At 27.6% G+C, this 18,901-nt stretch carries 22 protein-coding genes; 2 read left to right on the top strand and 20 right to left on the bottom strand.

Annotated features, from left to right (window positions below; all coding sequences use genetic code 11):
- Nucleotide 1 precedes the first annotated feature (1 nt).
- The 13 genes from HMPREF3181_RS03475 to HMPREF3181_RS03535 all read right to left on the bottom strand — a co-directional run bounded on the left by HMPREF3181_RS03475 (nt 2) and on the right by HMPREF3181_RS03535 (nt 8,908).
- Nucleotides 2-787, bottom strand: coding sequence for a J domain-containing protein (locus HMPREF3181_RS03475; RefSeq protein ID WP_068473045.1), 786 nt, complete (start codon nt 785-787; stop codon nt 2-4).
- A gap of 1 nt (nt 788) precedes the next feature.
- Nucleotides 789-1,010: a YdbC family protein gene (locus HMPREF3181_RS03480; RefSeq protein WP_068473047.1), complete on the bottom strand. Its 222-nt coding sequence runs from the start codon at nt 1,008-1,010 to the stop codon at nt 789-791.
- A 9-nt stretch (nt 1,011-1,019) separates the two neighbouring features.
- A complete protein-coding gene (locus tag HMPREF3181_RS03485; RefSeq protein ID WP_068473050.1) occupies nt 1,020-1,841 on the bottom strand; it encodes a hypothetical protein in 822 nt (273 codons plus the stop codon).
- On the bottom strand, nt 1,831-2,121 hold the full coding sequence (locus HMPREF3181_RS03490; RefSeq protein ID WP_068473053.1) for a GIY-YIG nuclease family protein: 291 nt from the start codon (nt 2,119-2,121) through the stop codon (nt 1,831-1,833). Before HMPREF3181_RS03490 ends, HMPREF3181_RS03485 begins: the two co-directional genes overlap by 11 nt.
- Nucleotides 2,121-2,738 (bottom strand): regulatory protein RecX, encoded by a 618-nt coding sequence (locus HMPREF3181_RS07495; protein WP_082713890.1) that lies wholly within the window; start codon nt 2,736-2,738, stop codon nt 2,121-2,123. The genes HMPREF3181_RS03490 and HMPREF3181_RS07495 overlap by 1 nt, the downstream gene beginning before the upstream one ends.
- A gap of 99 nt (nt 2,739-2,837) precedes the next feature.
- A protein-coding gene (prfB, locus tag HMPREF3181_RS03500; protein ID WP_197415918.1) for a peptide chain release factor 2 occupies nt 2,838-3,951 on the bottom strand; the annotation gives its coding sequence in 2 pieces (ribosomal slippage) (nt 2,838-3,875 and nt 3,877-3,951; 1,113 coding nt in all).
- A gap of 87 nt (nt 3,952-4,038) precedes the next feature.
- On the bottom strand, nt 4,039-4,734 hold the full coding sequence (locus tag HMPREF3181_RS03505; protein ID WP_068473060.1) for a DNA alkylation repair protein: 696 nt from the start codon (nt 4,732-4,734) through the stop codon (nt 4,039-4,041).
- Between the two features lie 13 nt (nt 4,735-4,747).
- Nucleotides 4,748-5,269: a nitroreductase family protein gene (locus HMPREF3181_RS03510; protein ID WP_068473063.1), complete on the bottom strand. Its 522-nt coding sequence runs from the start codon at nt 5,267-5,269 to the stop codon at nt 4,748-4,750.
- Between the two features lie 11 nt (nt 5,270-5,280).
- A complete protein-coding gene (locus tag HMPREF3181_RS03515; RefSeq protein WP_369817069.1) occupies nt 5,281-5,502 on the bottom strand; it encodes a DUF951 domain-containing protein in 222 nt (73 codons plus the stop codon).
- Complete coding sequence (locus tag HMPREF3181_RS03520) at nt 5,483-6,313, bottom strand: mechanosensitive ion channel family protein (protein WP_068473069.1); 831 nt, start codon at nt 6,311-6,313, stop codon at nt 5,483-5,485. The genes HMPREF3181_RS03515 and HMPREF3181_RS03520 overlap by 20 nt, the downstream gene beginning before the upstream one ends.
- Nucleotides 6,306-6,578: a putative Se/S carrier protein gene (locus HMPREF3181_RS03525; protein WP_068473072.1), complete on the bottom strand. Its 273-nt coding sequence runs from the start codon at nt 6,576-6,578 to the stop codon at nt 6,306-6,308. The genes HMPREF3181_RS03520 and HMPREF3181_RS03525 overlap by 8 nt, the downstream gene beginning before the upstream one ends.
- Nucleotides 6,579-6,590: 12 nt before the next feature.
- Nucleotides 6,591-7,607, bottom strand: coding sequence for a hypothetical protein (locus HMPREF3181_RS03530; protein WP_068473075.1), 1,017 nt, complete (start codon nt 7,605-7,607; stop codon nt 6,591-6,593).
- A gap of 8 nt (nt 7,608-7,615) precedes the next feature.
- Entirely contained in the window at nt 7,616-8,908 is a 1,293-nt protein-coding gene (locus HMPREF3181_RS03535) for an NAD(P)H-dependent oxidoreductase (protein WP_068473078.1), read from the bottom strand.
- Between the two features lie 194 nt (nt 8,909-9,102).
- Here HMPREF3181_RS03535 and HMPREF3181_RS03540 point away from each other — a divergent pair, with 194 nt between their 5' ends.
- Both HMPREF3181_RS03540 and HMPREF3181_RS03545 read left to right on the top strand, forming a co-directional pair.
- A complete protein-coding gene (locus HMPREF3181_RS03540) occupies nt 9,103-10,161 on the top strand; it encodes a rod shape-determining protein (protein ID WP_068473081.1) in 1,059 nt (352 codons plus the stop codon).
- Between the two features lies 1 nt (nt 10,162).
- Nucleotides 10,163-11,080 (top strand): tRNA modification radical SAM protein MnmL/YtqA, encoded by a 918-nt coding sequence (locus tag HMPREF3181_RS03545; RefSeq protein ID WP_068473083.1) that lies wholly within the window; start codon nt 10,163-10,165, stop codon nt 11,078-11,080.
- Nucleotides 11,081-11,100: 20 nt separating this feature from the next.
- Here the strand turns inward: HMPREF3181_RS03545 and HMPREF3181_RS03550 are convergent, their stop codons facing one another.
- The 7 genes from HMPREF3181_RS03550 to rpoZ all read right to left on the bottom strand — a co-directional run bounded on the left by HMPREF3181_RS03550 (nt 11,101) and on the right by rpoZ (nt 18,894).
- Entirely contained in the window at nt 11,101-12,237 is a 1,137-nt protein-coding gene (locus HMPREF3181_RS03550) for an MFS transporter (protein ID WP_068473086.1), read from the bottom strand.
- Between the two features lie 155 nt (nt 12,238-12,392).
- Nucleotides 12,393-13,697, bottom strand: coding sequence for a 16S rRNA (cytosine(967)-C(5))-methyltransferase RsmB (gene rsmB, locus HMPREF3181_RS03555; RefSeq protein WP_068473089.1), 1,305 nt, complete (start codon nt 13,695-13,697; stop codon nt 12,393-12,395).
- Nucleotides 13,697-14,620, bottom strand: coding sequence for a methionyl-tRNA formyltransferase (gene fmt, locus HMPREF3181_RS03560; protein ID WP_068473092.1), 924 nt, complete (start codon nt 14,618-14,620; stop codon nt 13,697-13,699). The genes rsmB and fmt overlap by 1 nt, the downstream gene beginning before the upstream one ends.
- Entirely contained in the window at nt 14,620-15,114 is a 495-nt protein-coding gene (gene def / locus HMPREF3181_RS03565; RefSeq protein WP_068473094.1) for a peptide deformylase, read from the bottom strand. Before def ends, fmt begins: the two co-directional genes overlap by 1 nt.
- 9 nt (nt 15,115-15,123) lie before the next feature.
- Nucleotides 15,124-17,520, bottom strand: coding sequence for a primosomal protein N' (priA, locus tag HMPREF3181_RS03570; RefSeq protein WP_068473098.1), 2,397 nt, complete (start codon nt 17,518-17,520; stop codon nt 15,124-15,126).
- A complete protein-coding gene (gene coaBC / locus HMPREF3181_RS03575; RefSeq protein WP_068473101.1) occupies nt 17,514-18,695 on the bottom strand; it encodes a bifunctional phosphopantothenoylcysteine decarboxylase/phosphopantothenate--cysteine ligase CoaBC in 1,182 nt (393 codons plus the stop codon). The genes priA and coaBC overlap by 7 nt, the downstream gene beginning before the upstream one ends.
- A 1-nt stretch (nt 18,696) precedes the next feature.
- Nucleotides 18,697-18,894 (bottom strand): DNA-directed RNA polymerase subunit omega, encoded by a 198-nt coding sequence (rpoZ, locus tag HMPREF3181_RS03580; RefSeq protein WP_068473103.1) that lies wholly within the window; start codon nt 18,892-18,894, stop codon nt 18,697-18,699.
- Nucleotides 18,895-18,901: the final 7 nt, after the last annotated feature.

Below are 18,901 nucleotides of genomic sequence, written 5' to 3' on the forward strand. Positions count from 1 at the left end.
GCTATCTTTTCATTTGATTATATCTTTTTATATTTTCTTCTGTTAAGAATTCAAAAGCTGAATTAATTTGTTGAAATTTTTCTGTTGTGTCAACATCTCTATTCAAATCAGGGTGATATTTTTTAGCAAGTTTTCTGTATTGCAACTTAACTTGGTAAAAATCTATATCATAGGTATTAAATTCCAACTCATCACAAGACTTTTCAAATTTATTTTTAAAGTCGCTGTACGGGTCGGAGTAGGCTCCGTTATAATTTTGATAGCCTTGATAACCTTGACCTTGATAGTTCGTATAGAAACCACCTTGTGAAAAATATTCATTAAATGAATTAAATCGTCTTTCCCATTCTTCTCTTTCACGTCTTTGTCTTTCTTCACGTTCTCTTTGTCTTTGTTCTTCTTGTGCTCTTTCGTACTTTCTTTTATATTCTCTAAAAGATGAATAGTTTTTGTTATTTCCCATTAAAAAGTTTCCGTAATCATTCAAATATTCACATAATGAATAATTAACATACCTTAAAAATGAAATAAATTTCTTTCCCAAAAACGGCACGATGAAAAAAACAAAAATTACTGCCCAGAAAAACGGACTTGCAAGTAAAATTATAAGTATAAACGGAATTATAAATGAGCCTAAGGCTAAAAATCCAATTCCAAGTATTACTAAAAATACAGATAAACTGCTAAGTAAATTTACAATGTAAGATAAAATATTTACAAGTCCTCCCAAAATTACATCTAAAACTTTAGAAAGACCTAAAATAAATTTTCCAAAAAGTTTTTTCACATTATTCTCCAAATTCTTCTTTTAAAATTTCATAAAGAGCCTCAGCTTCTTCTTTTGTAAGAGTTACTCCTTTAGACATTCTTTCGTGGCTTGGGTTCCAATCTCTTATGTCGTACTTAGCGTCTCTTTCATTCCAGCTAACTAAGTTTAATTCTTTTCTCCAGCCTTTTTCATTTTCAGATAAAACTCCTAATTCTTCTGTAATTTCGTATTTTAATTCCATATTCTCCTCCTAATTTAACATTCCGTTTTTATTTGCAGGTAAAGATGCTATAAAGCCGTCAACTAAACCATTTCTAATTTTTGTCAAAATTTCTATTGAATGATTGATTTCAACTTTTTTATTCTCAACCTTTTTTAACAATTTAGTCATCTTTTTTACTTTTTTCTCATCAAGAGTATCTTTACAAGACTCTCCAAGATTTCTAACTTCTCTTTCTAAAAACTCTAAATTATTTTCCAAAGTCCTAATATTTTTAGAATATTCATCAATATTAAAATCTATCGGACTTTTATTCAATCTTTTCTCTTCGATTGTCTTAAAAATCTTATTCATAGTTCTTTTGCTGTCGTCAGCCTTTGCCTTTAAAGTCTGTTTCCAAAGCTCTCTATCCCAATTTTCACTATTTGTATGTGGAGATATTTCCTTTGCAATAGCTTTAAAAACATCATCACAATTTTTGTTTTCCTCAATATCAAGTTCATCAAAAAGTCCAACAAAATTTTTAACTTCGTTTGAATTAAACTTTTTGCTATTATTATTTTCAGAATTTATAATTGTATATACTTGACTAACATCGACAAAATTGTTTGAAAATTCAAGTGTTTTTAAAATTTCATTTGCCCTGAAAAGATTCATAACATCTCTTTCTAAATGTTTTTGCACCTCTACAAGACTTTCTATATTTTTTTTATATAAAAGTTTAAACTTTTCTTCGTCCTCTAAAACTAAATCATTTCTAATTGAAATAATTTCCTCTTTTAAAAGTAATAATTCTGCTAAATTTTCTCTTAAATTGTTATATTTCTCATATAAATTTTCGTTAATTACCATTAAAATCACCTTCCATATAAGTAGAAAATTTACTCTTATCAAAATTTAATACTAATTTTTCTTTTTGTATTCTAGTTAATTTTTTTATCTTAATCTCTCTTTTAAGCGCCTCAGACTTTGTTTCAAAAACTTCAAAATAAATAAGTTTTACAGGAGTTCTTCCCCTTGTATATTTTGCCCCAAGTCCCAAATTATGCTTTTCAATCCGTCCTTTTAAATCAGTTGTATAACCGGTGTAAAAATTCCCGTCCTTACACTCTACAATATAAACAAAAGTCATCACAAAATTTCCTTTAAAACATCATTTATTACATCAAAACTAAAGCCTCTATAAGCTAAATAATTTATAATTTTCTGCTTTTTCTTAAATTTATCTTCTTCATTTGCCAATAGATTCAACTTTTTTATACCCATTTTAACAGCATTATCAAATTCATCTTCATATTCAAAATTATCTAAAAAGTCTTCAAAAATGCTTTTTGAAATTCCCTTTTGAATTAATAAAGATTTTATTTTATTTTTTCCATAACCGTTTAATCTTTTTTTATCCTCGATGAAAATTTCACAATAAAGCCTGTCATTCAAATATTCTTCATTTTCTAAAATTTCTAAAACTTCATCTATTACTTCATTTGAAAATTCATTTTCTCTAAGTTTTAATCTAACTTCATATTTTGTCTTTAATTTTCCGGAAATATAATTTATCGCTCTTGACTTTGCTCTTTCAATATCTGAAAAATATTTCATCTCCAAAATTTCTGTTTGTGAAAAGTCCATATCAACAGAAACTTTATATTTTTCAAAAATATTATAATTCAAAAGAAGTTTTGTTTCATCTTCAAAAATCACTTCAAAAACTTCCTTTGACTTGTTATACTTTATATCAATAACCAACATTATCTAAATAATCCTATAACAGTTGGAAAAACTCCGGCTAACATTAATAAAGCTAATATAAGAGCAACTGCTCTAGTTATTTTTTCTCTTTTCATAAAATCACCTACTTTTTTTAATCAATTCACATAAATATTGATTTATAAATTCATCAATATTACCATTTATAACAGACTCCACATTTCCTGTTTCATAACCTGTTCTATGATCCTTAACAAGAGTATAAGGCTGAAAAACATAAGACCTTATCTGTGAGCCCCAAGCTATTTGTGAATATTTACCCTGAATATCCTCTATCTTTTCTCTATTTTCTTCTTGTTTTATTATCAAAAGTTTAGCAACAAGTTGCCTCATAGCCGTATCCTTATTAAACATTTGACTTCTTTCGGATTGACAAGAAACAGTTAAGCCCGTTGGAATATGAGTTATCCTAACAGCCGAATCCGTTTTATTTACATGCTGACCACCCGCTCCACCTGAACGGAAAGTATCAATCCGTAAATCTTTCGGATTTATCTCAACATCTGTAATCTCTTCAATCTCCGGAAATACATCGACACTTGCAAAACTTGTATGCCTTTTATTTGATGAATCATAAGGAGAAATCCTAACAAGCCTATGAACGCCCTTTTCTCCCTTTAAAAAGCCATAAGCATTTTCTCCATCAACCTTTAAAGTAACAGACTTAATTCCCCCTTCAGTATCGGAATTATAATCCAAAATGGAAAATGAAAAACCCTTATTGCTAATCCACCTCGTATATAAACGTTGTAACATTTCTGTCCAGTCCTGAGCGTCAGTTCCCCCTGCTCCTGCATGAATTTCCAAAATAGCATTGTTTGAATCATATTCTCCAACCATTAGAGTATCTAACTTTAATGCAAAATATTCTTTTTCAATATTTTTAATATTTTTTAAAACTTCTTTCTCATACTCCATAAACTCCTCATCAGATAAAATTTCTAAAAATTCTATTGAATCCGAAATTTTTTTACTTAAACAAGTAAAAGTTTCAATTTTAAATTTTAAACTTTTCATTTTATCAAGAATTGACTTTGCACTTTTAGAATCATTCCAGAAATCTTCTTTTAAAGTTTGAGCCTCTAAATCTCTATAAGTCTCCTCTAACTTTGAAATGTCAAAGTGAATCACCAATTTCTGATAAATTTTGTTGTAATTTTTTCAATCTTTCGATAACCGTACTTAGATTTTCCATTAATCCTCCAACAATATACATAATATCTAATTTTATAACATTAAAATATTTTCGTCAAGTCCAATAAAAAAAGAGCAGTCGCTCTTTTTATCTCATTATCTTAACTTTTAAACTTCTTAAATATATTTTTTGTTCATCAGTTATTCTTCTACTCTCTATTGCTTTTTGAATTGCTTTGTTGTGAGTCCAATCGTCAAGTTTTTTATTTTCTATAAAGAAAATCGTACTGTCCCATTTTTTAGCAAGAGCAGTAGCAAAATACCAAGCAATCATCATATTTATATAATATTCTTCAGACCTAATCTTTGAAACAATTTTTAAATGTTCCTCTTTAAAATTTTCATCTAAATAATTTGAAAGCAAAAGTCCTATTCCATATCGAACAACATAAGTTTTATCAGACTTTATCCAAAGTAAAATTTTTTCATAAGTTTCATTTACATATTTTTTAAAAACTTTCGGACAAAAAGAATCGCAAGTCGCCCAATTATCTATAAAAGGAATAAAATTTTCTGTATATTCCATAGCTAAATCAAAATCTTTTATTTGCTCAATTAAAAATCCATGTAAATTATTTTCTTCATAATATTTATGTGGAAGACTATTTAAAAACTTAAAGCTTCGTTTTTCATCTTCTTTAAATAATTTTTTTGCATAATTTCTTAAATCAGGCGTTCTAACTCCGATTATTAAGTCTTTATCTACTGTAGGAATAAGTTTTGCATTAAAATTTTTATATTCAATATCTTGTAAAGAAAATAAATCTTCTAATATTTTATCCATATAATCCCACTGCTTATCTAATTTTTAATTCTTCAAATAATTCTTCGTCTTTTTTGTATTCTTCGTGCATTGGAGATGGCATAGCATTTTCTCCTTTATATCCCATAAATAAAAGCATAGCAATTTTATTTTTTTCAGGAATTTCAAAATTTTTAGTAACTATTTCAGGGTCAAAAGCTCCAATATAAACTGAGCCTAAGCCTAAGTCCTCAGCCTCTAATACCATTTGTGTTGCAACTATTGTCGCATCTACTATTCCACTTGGTATGCCACTATGTTTGTTGTACCAACATTCGTCTAAATCATAAGTTATTACAAACATAAGTTGTGCGTTGTACTCACAAGGAGATGATTCATTTAAAAGTTTTAGCTTTTCATCATCTGTACAATAATAAATTTTTATCGGTTGTTTATTTTTTGCAGTCGGTGCAATTTTTGCAGATTCTAAAATTTTTAAAATCTTTTCTTTTTCAACCTTTTTAAAAGAAAATTCTCTAACAGAATATCTATTTTTTGCTAATTCTAAAAAATCCATAACTACCTCCTTTAAAGATTGGCAACTTTATAAAGCTTTCCGTCTATTTCAACTTTTCTAAGTCTTTTTTCAAAGTCAATTCTCTTAACCCAAACTTCTCTTTCACATCCCAAACATTTTAATTTTATATCAATGCCGGTTCGTAAAATTTGCCATCTATTTGTTCCGCAAGGATGCTCTTTTTTTAATACAACAATGTCTGATACTTGATATTTATACAATTTTATCACCATTTTCGAACTTTAAAAATTCAATATTTTTTTCTTTAAATTTTTTGTATAATTCTTCTCTTAAAATTTTTTCATTTTGCCATTGTGTTGACTGTTTACTCCAAAGAGCAACAGCTATTTTTATATAATAACTTTCCATTTCTGTAACTCCGAAAAATACAGGAGCTTTGATTACACTTTTATGTTTTTCTGGAAATTCAGTTGAAAAATCGCTTATTATTTTCTTAACTTTTTCAATATCCACATCAGTTGGAAAACAGAAAGTAACAATAGATCTTTGGTTATTTTTACTTAAATTTGTAACAGTAGTAATACTTCCGTTTGAAATGGTATTTATACTTCCATCATAACCTTGTATCTGTGTATTTCTCATATTTATAGTAATAACATTTCCGGCAATATCATTTATAATTACATCATCACCGATATTATATTGGTCGTCAAGTAAAATAAAAATCCCACTAAAAAGGTCTTTGATAATGCTTTGAACTCCAAAGGCAATGATGATACCACCAATTCCAGCAGTTGCAATTAAGGACAATGTATTTACATTAAAAATACTTAAAATTATAACTATTACAATAAAATAAATTATATATTTCAAAACACTTGATGATATGGAAACAATTGAATTTACTTTTTTAGAATTTCTAAAATCATTCGATTTATAAGTTTTAACTAAATTCTTTAGAGCTTTTTTAAAAATATAAATAATAATTTTAGCAATCAAAAAAACTATGACTGATAAAATTATTTTTATAATTAAACTTTTAAGCGACTCCGAATAAATAAAATTTTTAAAAAATTTATTCATTAATATTTATCTCCGTTATTACATTTCCTCTATCTTGTGTTTTTTCAAAAGACCAAATGTAATCAACATTTTTTCCGTCCTCTTTCAATGATTTTACAGTCACAAGTTCGCTTGGGTCAAGTAATATCGCAAGTCCACAAGAACGACTAACTTCTCTAGGCGTTGGAATTGTTTTAAATTTCTTTTCTAAGTTCTTAAGTTCTTTTTCTATTTGCATTGTATGATTAACTGAATTAAAAGTTAATAATAAATACTTTTCGTTCAAAATAAACACCTCCTACTTTATTTTCTTATATCTATCTTTTAATATCAAATATGCAGAATTTTCACTATCAACTGAATCTACGATTTCAGCAGGAAACTCTTTTAGATTAAAACTATTTTTGTCAACTAATACATACCCATTTTTTTTTACCAACAAAATATTTTCTGATAAATTATGAGCATTTATATATTCTCCTTCAATAGCAATTTCCTTTTCAAGTTTTAAATCTTTTGCATTAAAAACTTTTATATCGTTTGAAATCAAATAAATCTTTTCGGAATCATAGATAATATCCTTTAAATTTTTTATATAATATTGATTTTTTATAATATTTTTTTCAAAAAGATATAACTTTTCATTCGTAACAACGTAAATCTTATCGTCAGAATTATTTACAAATCCAAAATCAATTATAAATTCATTAAAAAAAGTGAAATCACAAATAGTTGACTTGTCTTTCAATTTTAAAATGTGAAATCTCGATTTTATTGAATTTTCCGACTTAACATAATCTGTATATACAAAGTTGTTATTGTCCTTTGAAAATTTAACATACCCCGGACTTTGAACATCATCATTTGAATATATTTCAGTTAAAGTTTCGTCAAAAATTTTAAAACTTGCATTATTTATCAAAATCAATTTATTATTTTCAATAAAAAAATCTTGACTTTCTTTCTCTAAAGATATTTTTTTTATCTCATCAAAATTTTTACTATACATAATTATTTCATTAGGCATAAGAGAATATATAATATCGTTAGAAATTCTAATTTTTCCATTATTTGAAATTTCTTTTTCTGTTTTTAATTTTCCATTTTTATTAAAGCGTGAAAATTTATTTTTTTCAAAAATATACATTTCATCTTTTATAAATTCAATTTTTGTATATGGTTTTGAAAAATCAAAGGCTACTTCTTTATTCGAGCCTCCTCCAAATTTCACAGTCAAAAATATAATTAAAATAATAACTGCTACAACAGAAATGCCGATAGCAATTTTATTTTTATACCGAGAAATTATTTCCATACCTTCTCCTAAAGACCTAATTTATCTTGTTTTCTTCTAAGTTTTGTAATGATATGTTCCTCATCAAGCTCAACCATATCCAGAGTTATAAGCTCATCTTTTTTTACATCAACTTTTAATTTTGTTTTCTTAGTAATCATAGCAATCGGTAAAAGATTTCTATTTTTTTGGTCTGCATGGCTTGTTATTGTACCAAAAACAGACTTTCCACCAATTCCCTCTAAAATTTCTCCAGCTTTCAAATCTCTTTTTGCAACTGTAACAGTATCTGAAACTTGTCCACAAGCAGGAACAATAGTTGACTCTTTTTCAACGATTGCATTGTAAATTGTAATCGGTGTTTCTAAACTTGTTAAGTGATATGGTCTGTAAATTGCGTAGTTAGGTCCATCACCCATTTTTAAATACTTCATTAGGTCATGTACTTCATCACTATCACTTGTAACTATTGCATACACTCCCGGAGCAACTCCAAAAGCAAAATCTACCGTTTTATAGTTATTTAAAATTCCACCTTGTTCTTTTAAAGAAAATAATTTTCCAAGCTCATTCGGTGTAGTTGTTGGCCCATGACAACCAATAACATCAGGAACAAAACCCAAAGCATTAGCTGCACTTGTCAATTCAATCATTGTATTTGTTCCGTCAATAAAACCTGCAAGCATTTTTGGATAAAGACCTTTTGAAATGGCCTCTTCTCTAACATCATCTTCAGTAATATAATAATTAAGTGGATTGTTCTTTCCTTTACCGACAGCAAGAAGTTTAAAACCTGCACCTAAAACAAAGTCTGCAAGCTCCATAATTGCACCCGGTTCATCTCCGGCAGAACCGGTATAAATTACATTTTTCTTTTTGGCTAAATTGTATAAATAAGGTCCAATAACAGCATCACATTCAACATTTAACATAATCGTATGTTTTCTATTTTCGATTGCCTCCATCGCAAGAACGGCACCAAAAGGAGGATTACCCGTTGCGTCAACAACTCCTTTAATATCTTGTAATTTACAAGCAATGGAATAGTCATCAGAAACTACATACATTCCATTTTTTATAGAATTTTCTATTATTTTTATATTATCACTTGTAGTTATATCCGACTTTCTAATTCCGGAAGAAAGAAGAGCATCCATAGCTTTTTCAGGCTTTTCATCAATTACAACGGCACTTGTTAAACCTTTAATTCTTGAAAGTTGATTAACAAGTCCTTTACCCATCTTCCCGGCTCCTATAAGAGCAAACTTAACCTCTTTATTTGCATTATATAAACTATTAAGTTTGTTTTTCATTCTAAACATAAAAGTCCTCCATATTATTAATTTTATCATTCTTATTTTACTACACTAGAACAATTTTATCAAATTTTTTTAATAATTAAACTCCTACTTTACTATATACTAATTTTAGTGTAAAATTATAATAGCATAATGTAAAATGTGCTTTAAATTAAATAATTAACATAAGTAAAATAAAAATTATATTAGGAGATATTATGAAATATTTTAGAAAAACTCTTGCTATTGATTTTGGAACATCAAAAGTAACGACTTTCGTAGAAAATAAAGGTGTAATAGTAAACGAGCCATCAATAGTTACTATGGATACATATAAAAATAAAATAATTTCTTACGGAGAAACTGCAAAAAAATTATTAGGACGTGTTCCCGGTAATGTAGTTGCAAAAAGACCTTTAGTCGCCGGAAATATTGTAGATTTTAACGTAACAGAAGCAATCATAAAAAGAGCAATTAAAAAATCTATTGGAAAAAACTTTTTTAGACCGAATGTTTTAGTTTGTATTGCAAGTGAATTAACTCAAGTACAAAAAAGAGCAATAACTCAAGCGGTTAAACTCGCCGGAGCAAACAATGTTGTACTCTTGGAACAAACAATCGCTGCAGCAATAGGTTGTGGCATAAATATAAATGACCCTTCAGGAACTATGGTTGTGGATATTGGAGCAGGAAAGACAGATATTTCTGTAATTTCAAATGGAGAAATTATAATTGCAAAAAGTTTAAGTATTGGCGGAAACACAGTTGACGAAGCAATCGCAGACTTTATTCGTACAAGATATAATATGTTGATTGGAGAAAATACTGCTGAAATTATAAAACTTTCCATTGCAACTGCTTATCCAACTAGCGACGGAGAAATGTATGAAGTAAAGGGAAGAAATGTAATGAACGGACTTCCTATGCATATTTTTGTAAATAGTTCAGATATTTCACATGCAATTGGAATGACTTTAAATAAAATTTTAAATGCAATAACTGAAACTTTAGAAAAAACTCCACCAGAATTGATTGCCGACCTTTTTGAAAAGGGATTGATTCTAACAGGTGGCTCATCATTAATTCCCGGCTTTGTTGAATTAATAACCGACAGAACAAGATTAAATGTAATAAATCCTGAAAATCCTGAATTAATGGTAATAAAAGGTGCAGGAAGATTCTTGAAAAATGTTGATTTTTCAAATGATGAAATAGAATATTTAGATGAGTTGAAAAGACATGTTTTAGAACAAAAGGAACAATTAAGAAAGAGATAATATGGAAAGATATAACACTTTAAGTTCTTATCTAAAGGAAAAATTTGGCTCAAAACTTTTAAAACTCTCCATTGACGGAGGGTTTTCTTGTCCAAATAGAAAAAATGGTAAAAGTGGTTGTAAATTTTGCTCTGAAAACGGAAGTGGTGAATTTACAACAAAACGAAAATCCATAATAGAACAGTTAAATGCTCAGATAAAATTTTTAAAAGATAAAAATGTCGATAAAGGATATATCGCATACTTTCAAAGCTATACAAATACATTTTTACCAATAGAACAACTTAGACAAATGTATTATGAGGCGATAAATTTTCCGAATGTAAAAGTATTGTCAATAGCAACAAGGGCTGATTGTTTTAATGAAGAAATATATAATTTGCTTGATGAATTAAATAAAAAAATTGAAGTTTGGATCGAACTTGGACTACAAAGCTCGAACGAAAACACAAGAAATGCTATGAATATCGGTTACAGTACGGAAACTTTTGAAAATTGTGTAAAAAAATTAAAAGAATTAAATATAAAAACTATTTTTCATATAATTTTCGGTTTGCCAAACGAAAATCAAAAAGATTTTAAAAATACTATCGACTATGTAAACTCACAAAAACCTTGGGGAATTAAAATTCATAGCCTTTTCATTCAAAATGATTGTGAATTGTATGAAGATTATTTACAAAATAAATTCAAAGCTTTGACTTGGAATGAATATGTAGATGCTTTAATTATGGCAATAGAAAATTTAGATAAAGAAATCATAATTCACAGACTAACGGGCGACGGCGACAAAACAAAATTAATCGCTCCCCTATGGTCAAAAGATAAAATTAAAACAATTGGCGAAGTCGGAAAAATATTAAAACAAAAAAATTCATATCAAGGAATAAATTATAAAAAGGACAAAGGAGCTTTATAAAAAGCTCCTTTAACATTTCTCTATTCTTCTATGAATTTTGTTACAGCAAAAAATAATCCAAATATCAAAAGTAATATACTCACAAAAATAAAACTATAATTTAAACTATTCTCAGCTAGTTTTGATGAAACAAATAAAAATCCAAAGTCAACAACATTCGCTCCCATACTGAAAGTTGATAAAATAGTTGCTCTGTTTTTGTCATTCAAACTATCTACATATCTATTTTCAACCTTTGAAAAATATGTTTCAACAATTCCAATTAACATTGGTAAAAAAATCATTGGCAGTATAACAAAAATATTTTTTATTAAAATTAACGACATGAGTAAAACAGAACTCATAGTCAAAAATATAAACAAATTTCTTTTTAGTTTGACTTCTCCAAACATTTTTATAATTTTGGGACTCAAAAGTCCGATTACAGAATATAACAAAATAACGAAAGTCATATAGTTTTCACTTAAATTTATATTTTGTAAAATGACTACATAAAAGAAATTTATCAAAATAAATGTTATGCTAATCATTCCATTAAACACCATAAAAATGATTAAATATTTATTTAAAATACTTTTGAAATTCAATTTAGTATCATCTTTTTCAAAACCTTTTTCTTTTTCTAAAAATAAAGTAAATAAAAAAGAAATAAAAGTTGAAATAATTGTAAAAATTATCAGAAAATTTTGTCCGAAATATTTATTCATAAAGTAAAAACTTATTGTTGAAACTATAAAGCCAACAGTTGAGTAATTACCAAGAATAGAAGATTCCACTGCAAAATTTTCCTCACCTATAATTTCATACTCATAACCAATTATAGTTCCCGAAGCAAAAGCAAAACCGACTGCCTCAAGTATAGATTCAAGTACAAAAAACTCAAAGCTAAAAGAAAACAAAAGTATTATTCTAGCTAATAACATAGAGAAATGTGAAATAATTATAGAATTTTTATAGCCGATTTTATCTGTAATTATTCCAAAAGGAATTTCAAAGATAAAAATACCAAAAGACAAAATCGCCTGCAAAATAAAAAATTCTGAAATGCTTACACCTCTGGAAGTTCTAATCAAAAGAGCCACAGGAGCATAAAAAACTAAGCTTGAAAAAAAGTAATAACCTTTCAAACAAAACAGCTTATCTTTAAAATTTTTCATTCCCTACCTCACATATATTAAATTTTAAACTCAAAATTTAATAATCTCTACATTTTATCTCTCCTTTATACAATTTACAAAATCAATTAAATTTATTATACATCATATAAAATCTTATTTCAACAAAAAAGACTGAAGTTTTAACCTTCAATCTTTTATCCTTCTTTATAAAACTTAACTATAAAAAATCCGTTATGTTTTTGTTTTTCAGGTAATAATTTTATAAATTTTTCTTCTTTTTCTAAAAATTTTACTTCTTTTATCTTCAAATTTTTATGTTTGTATAAGAAATATTTTACATTTTCTTCATTTTCACATTTCAAAACTGAACAAGTGCTATAAACTATTTCTCCACCGACTTTTAGATATTGGACTGCATTGTCAAAAATTTTTCTTTGTAAAGAAATTATTTCTTCGATTGTTTCTCTACTTCTAAATAATTTTATTTCAGGCTTTCTGTCCATAACGCCAACTCCGGAGCAGATTACATCGCATAGTATATAGTCAAATTGTTCTTTAAGTTCTTCTTTATAAACTGATGCATCAAAATTTAATAATTTTACATTTTTTATATTAAGTCTTTTACAATTTTCTTCTATCTTTTTTAATTTACTTTTTACAATATCGTTGGCAAAAATTTCTCCGGTATTTTTCATTTGAAAAGCGAGATGACAAGTTTTTCCACCGGGAGCCGAACAAATATCCAAAACTTTTGAATTCTCTTTTGGAGCTAAAACTTCTCCTGTCAAAATACTTCCAACGTCTTGAACTGTAAAATCTCCATTTTTAAAGCTTTCTGTTTCCAATATATTGGTTGGATTTTCTACAAAATATGTTAATTTTGAAATTTCCGATTTTTTTAGTTTATATCCAAAATTTTTTAAATCTGAAATAACTTCCTCTTCACTTTTTTCAAAAGATGATATTCTTATCGCAAAATGTGGTCTATCCATAGAGCTTTCAAGAATTTTCAAAGTTTCATCTTTTCCATAATCTTCAAGTAAAATTTTTACAACATCAATGTTCGTAGAATATTTTATAGCAAATTTTTCTTCCAAATTTTCTGTTTCTATTTTTGTAAAATCTTCCTTATTTCTTAAAAAGTTTCTAAGTGAGCCGTTTACAAAGGACGAAAACTTCTTTAATTTAAAAGTTTTTGTTAGATTAACTGCCTCATTTATTATTGCAAATTCCGGAATTTTATCCATAAATAAAATTTGATAGATTGAAATTCGTAAAATATTTAAAATATATGGATTGAATTTTTTTATTCTAAGTTTGCAAAGTTTTTTGATTATATAGTCTAAATAAATTCGATTTTCCAATGTTCCATAAACTATTTCTCTTAAAAATTTACTATCCAATTCAGAAATATTTTTTGCATTTTTATTCAATAAATTTGTAGAGTTTGAATTTTCATCTTTGATTTCACAAAGAATTTCAACTGCAATTTTTCTCATTAGCTTAAAATTTCTCCAACTTTTATAGAATTTCCACGAAGATAGTCTTTAACTAAAACCCTTTTCTTTCCAGCAAATTGAATTTCCAAAAGTTTTATGCTACCGTCAAGTGTTTTAACAAAGATTGCGTCTTTTGAAGTTTTAAAAATTGTTCCAACTTTGACATTCGGACTTTCTGTTCCAATTTCAGCTCTATGAACTTTTATATTCTCTCCCATATATTCACAAAATGTACTTGGCCAATTATAAAAACCTCTTATTTTGTTAAAAATATTTCTTGAAGTATCATTAAAGTTTAATTTTCCCATTTCCTTTTTAATCATCGGAGCATAGGAAAAATTAACTCCCTGCTTAATTCTATTTTTATATTTATTTTCAAAGTCATTCATAGTTTCAACAATCAAAGTGGAACCCATTTTTGAAAGTCTTTCATAAAGTGTTTCAGCATTATCTAAATCAGAAATTTCAGTTTCTTCAATATCTAAAACATCTCCTGTATCAAGTCCAACATCAATTGACATAATGCTAACGCCGGTTTTTTCTAACCCATTTACAATAGCCCAGTTTATCGGTGCAGAGCCTCTAAGCTCAGGCAAAATTGAGGCGTGAATATTTAAAATCTTCCCTCCCATAAAGTCAATTAATCGCTTGTCAATTATTTGTCCAAAAGCAACTACAACAATGAAATCCGGATTTATTTTTTTTACAATTTCAAAAAATTCATCACTTTTTACACTATCCGGTGTTATGACTTCAAGACCCAGCTCTAATGCCTTTTGCTTTACTGGTGTCGGTAATAATTTTTTTCTGTTTCTAAGTTTATCTTTTTGAGAAACAACTAAAGAAATTTCAAAATTTTCATTCAAAACTTCCAAAGGTGGAACTGCAAAATCAGGAGTTCCCATAAAAATTATTTTTTTCATTATTCTTCCTCACCGTAATATAGTTTTTCGTACATTTCAGCCTCTTCGCCCTCTAAGCTCAAGTCTGTAAATAGAACTCCATTCAAATGGTCAATCTCATGACAAACACAAACAGCCAAAAGGTCTGTTGCATCTATAATTTGTTCATTTCCGTCAATATCTGTATATTTGAATTTCACTTTTTCAGGTCTTTTTACAAAACCCCTCACATCAGGAATTGAAAGACAACCTTCAGGTCCAACTTGTTCTCCTGAAACTTCTAAAATTTCCGGATTTATCATTTTTAAAAGTCCATGTTCATCTCCAACATCAATTGTTACAAGTCTTTTTAAAATTCCAATTTGTGGACAAGCAAGTCCAACTCCATCTGAATCATACATAGTTTCTACCATATCTTCTAGTAGATTTTTTATTTTATCATCTATAACTTCGACTTTCCTTGCCTTTTTTCTAAGAACAGGATCGCCATCAATTCTAACATTTCTTAATGCCATTTTTCCTCCTTAATCTATTGTCAAAATTAATTTTCCATTTTTTTCAGTATTAAATGAATACTTTTTATTAAAAATTAATTCCATTAAAAATTGTCTAAATACATCTTCGTCTTTTAGAACTTTTATTGTCAAATTATATCTATATACCATATTTACCCATTTTATCGCATCTGGATTAGGCCCTAGAATAATTATATTTTTTAAATTTATTTCTTTTTTAAATCTTTCAAAAATCAAATCTCTAATTTTTTTTAATTCTTCCATACAATTTTCGACACTTTTGCTTCTAAATTGAAAATTTATTATATTAGCCTTTGGTGGATAGAGAAAACTTCTTCTAAAATTTATTTCTTCTTTGAAAAATTCTTCATAATTATGCTCTGAAGAATTAACCACCGAGTAATGACTTGGCTTGTAGGTTTGAATTACAACTTTTCCTTGTCTTTCTCCACGACCTGAACGTCCTGCAACCTGAGTTAAAAGTTGGAAAGTTTTTTCTGCTGACCTGAAAGATGGAATATTCAAACTAATATCTGCAAGAACAACTCCAACCAAAGTTACATTCGGAAAGTCCAGCCCTTTTGAAATCATCTGTGTACCAATCAAAATATCAATTTCTTTGTTTTTCATTTTTTGGTAAACTTCTTCATAAGCACCTTTTTCCTTTGAAGTGTCCGAATCTATCCTATGAACTTTTGCATCTTTAAAGGTATTTTTAATATATTCTTCCAAAGCCTCCGTTCCAAAACCAAATTCTTTTATGGATTGTTTAAAACAGCTTGGACAAATCTTAGGCTTTTGTTTCGTTCTTCCACACATATGGCAAATGCAAATATCTTTTCGATTGTCTTTGTGGTAAGTCATTGAAATATCACAATAATCACATTTCAAAACATAGCCACAACTTCTACAAAACACAAAAGAACTTCTGCCACGTTTATTTAAAAACAAAATTACCTGCTCTTTCCTATCCAAAGTTTTTTGTATTTCTTCGTAAAGACTGTTACTCAAAATACTTTTATTTCCAAGTAAAAGTTCTTCACGCATATCTACAATTTCAACTTTAGGCAATGAATTTCTTGTTGCTCTATTTTTTAGCTCTAAAAGTTTAAATTTTCCTTTTTTCGCAAGTTCATAAATATTAACAGACGGTGTTGCAGAACCTAAAACAAGTTTTGCTCCGGATAATTTTACCAAATGCTCGGCAACTTCATGAGTATAATATTTTGGATTTTGATCACTTATATAACTTGACTCATGCTCCTCATCAATTATCACAAGCCCTAAATTTTTAATTGGGGAAAAAATCGCAGACCTTGCCCCAACAACAATTTTTATATCCTTATCTTGAATTTGTTTCCATTGATTAAGTTTTTCAACCATTGTAAGTCTTGAGTGAATGATTGCAATATCATTTCCAAAACGTCCGGAAAATCTTTCAATGGTTTGTGGAGTAAGACTTATTTCAGGAACTAAAATTATACTACTCTTTCCTTGTTCTAACATTTTTTCAACAAGTTGTAAATATATTTCAGTCTTTCCACTTCCTGTTATTCCGTGAATTAAAAATTTATTATTTTTAGAACTTAAAATACTATCTAAAACTTCTTGTTGTGCCTTATTTAACTTTAATTTTTTATAGCTACTTGTTTTTTCAACAGAATTTTTATAAACTTTATTTTCAGTTAAAATAAGAGCATTCATCAAAAGCATTGAGTCTATAACTTGTTTTGAAAAATTATTTTCTCTTAAATTTTTAACGCTTACAAAATCTTTTCCTTTTAAAAAATTTAAAAGTTCTAATTGTTTTACAGCATTTTTACGAATTTTTAAAAAATCAAATTCTTCATTTAGTTTAACAAATTTTTCTAAAAATTTATTTTCTGAGTTGTTATATTTGTACTTTTTTACTAAAATTTCATTTTTGATTAAAGAATTTATCTTTTCATCATCATTGTAAAACTCACGAATTTCTAAAATATTTCTTTTCTTAGAAAAAAATTCCATTTCATCTTTTGAAAGTTCAAAATTTTTTTCTTTATTTAAAACAAAAAATTCTTCAATTTTGCTCCAATCTCCCGGAGGTAAAACACAATTTAGACAATAAGAAAGATTTGTAATGTATTTTTCGCTCATAAATTTTGCAAGTTCAATCTGAGTTTTACTCACAATTTCTTTTTCATCTATAAGCATATTAATTTCTTTGAACTTTATATCTGTTTCAACATCTTTTTCATCTAAAATATTCAAAACAAGACCGACCGTTCCCTTATTTCCTTTTCCAAAAGGAACAATTACTCTTTTACCTGCACTTATTTCTCCTTCAAGTTCTTTCGGAACTCTATAAGTAAAAATATTTTCAGCTCTTGAAAGTAAAAAAGATTTAACAACAACTTCTGCTAACATATTTTCTCCAAAACAGCATCTAAAATTTTATCTGCAATTTCTCTCTTAGTCAAAACTTCAGTTTCAACTTCAGAATCTTTTGTAATTATACTAACCTTGTTGAAATCTGAACCAAAGCCTCTATCCTTTACAGAAACATCATTTGCAACTATCATATCCAAATTTTTATTTTCAAGCTTTGATATAGCATAGTCTTTTACTGAATTTGTTTCTGCGGCAAAGCCGACAACATATTGTGATTTTTTATTCTTTGCAATAGTTTTTAAAATGTCGATATTGTCCTCAAGCTCAATATTTTCATACTTTGAAGTCTTTTTTATCTTAAAATCTTTTTTGTTTTTAACTTTAAAATCAACCAGTGCAGCAGGCATAATTAAAATGTCTGTTTCTTCAAAATTTTCTTTTAAAGAATTAAACATTTCTTCATTTGTCTTTACATCAATATATTCCAATCCAAAATTTTTATAATTGCTTGAAACTTTTCCACAAACTACCTTAACATTAGCTCCACGCCTTTTAGCACAAAGAGCAAGTTCATTTCCCATTTTACCACTACTATAATTTGAAATATATCTAACAGGGTCAATATCTTCAACAGTTGCACCATTTCCAATTAAAATATTTTTCCCAAGCAAATCTTTTTTCACAAAATAACTTTCAATTTCTTCAAAAATCTTTTCAGCTTTAGGAAATTTACCTTTACCATAATCGCCACAAGCAAGACGACCATAGTCAGGACTTAAAACAATATGTCTTTCACTCAAAGTCTTAATATTTTTTTGAGTAATAGGATTTTCATACATATTAACATTCATTGCAGGTACTAAAATCATCTTTTTAGTATGAGCAAGAGCAATATTTGTAATTAAATTATCAGCAATTCCATAAGTAAGTTTAGCCATAGTATTTGCAGTAAGAGGTGCAATTACAAAGCAATCAGCCTCTTTTGCAAGTTTGATATGTTTAACTTCACTATCCATATCTCTTTCAAAAATATCACTATACACTTTGTTTTGACTAATTGTTTCAAAAATCAAAGGATTTATAAGTTTAGTTGCGTTTTCAGTCATAACAACATTAACTTCATAACCTGCCTTAACTAGCATACTAACCAAGTCCAAAGACTTATAAATAGCAATTCCCGAAGTTACTCCAACTAAAATATTTTTTTTCATCTTAATCTTCCTTTTCTTTTTTAGTTACCTTTTCAGCTACAATTTCTTGAAGCGCTTGAGTAATAGGTTTTTGTGCATCTGTTTCCATTAAATTTTTAGAGCCGTTTACAATTCTTCTCGCTCTTTTGCTAGTCATTACAACTAATGCATATCTACTTTTGTCAATTTTTTCTAATTCTTTAAATGATGGATTTATCATATCTCAT

The organism is Parvimonas sp. KA00067, assembly GCF_001553085.1.
GTDB classification, from domain to species: domain Bacteria; phylum Bacillota; class Clostridia; order Tissierellales; family Peptoniphilaceae; genus Parvimonas; species Parvimonas parva.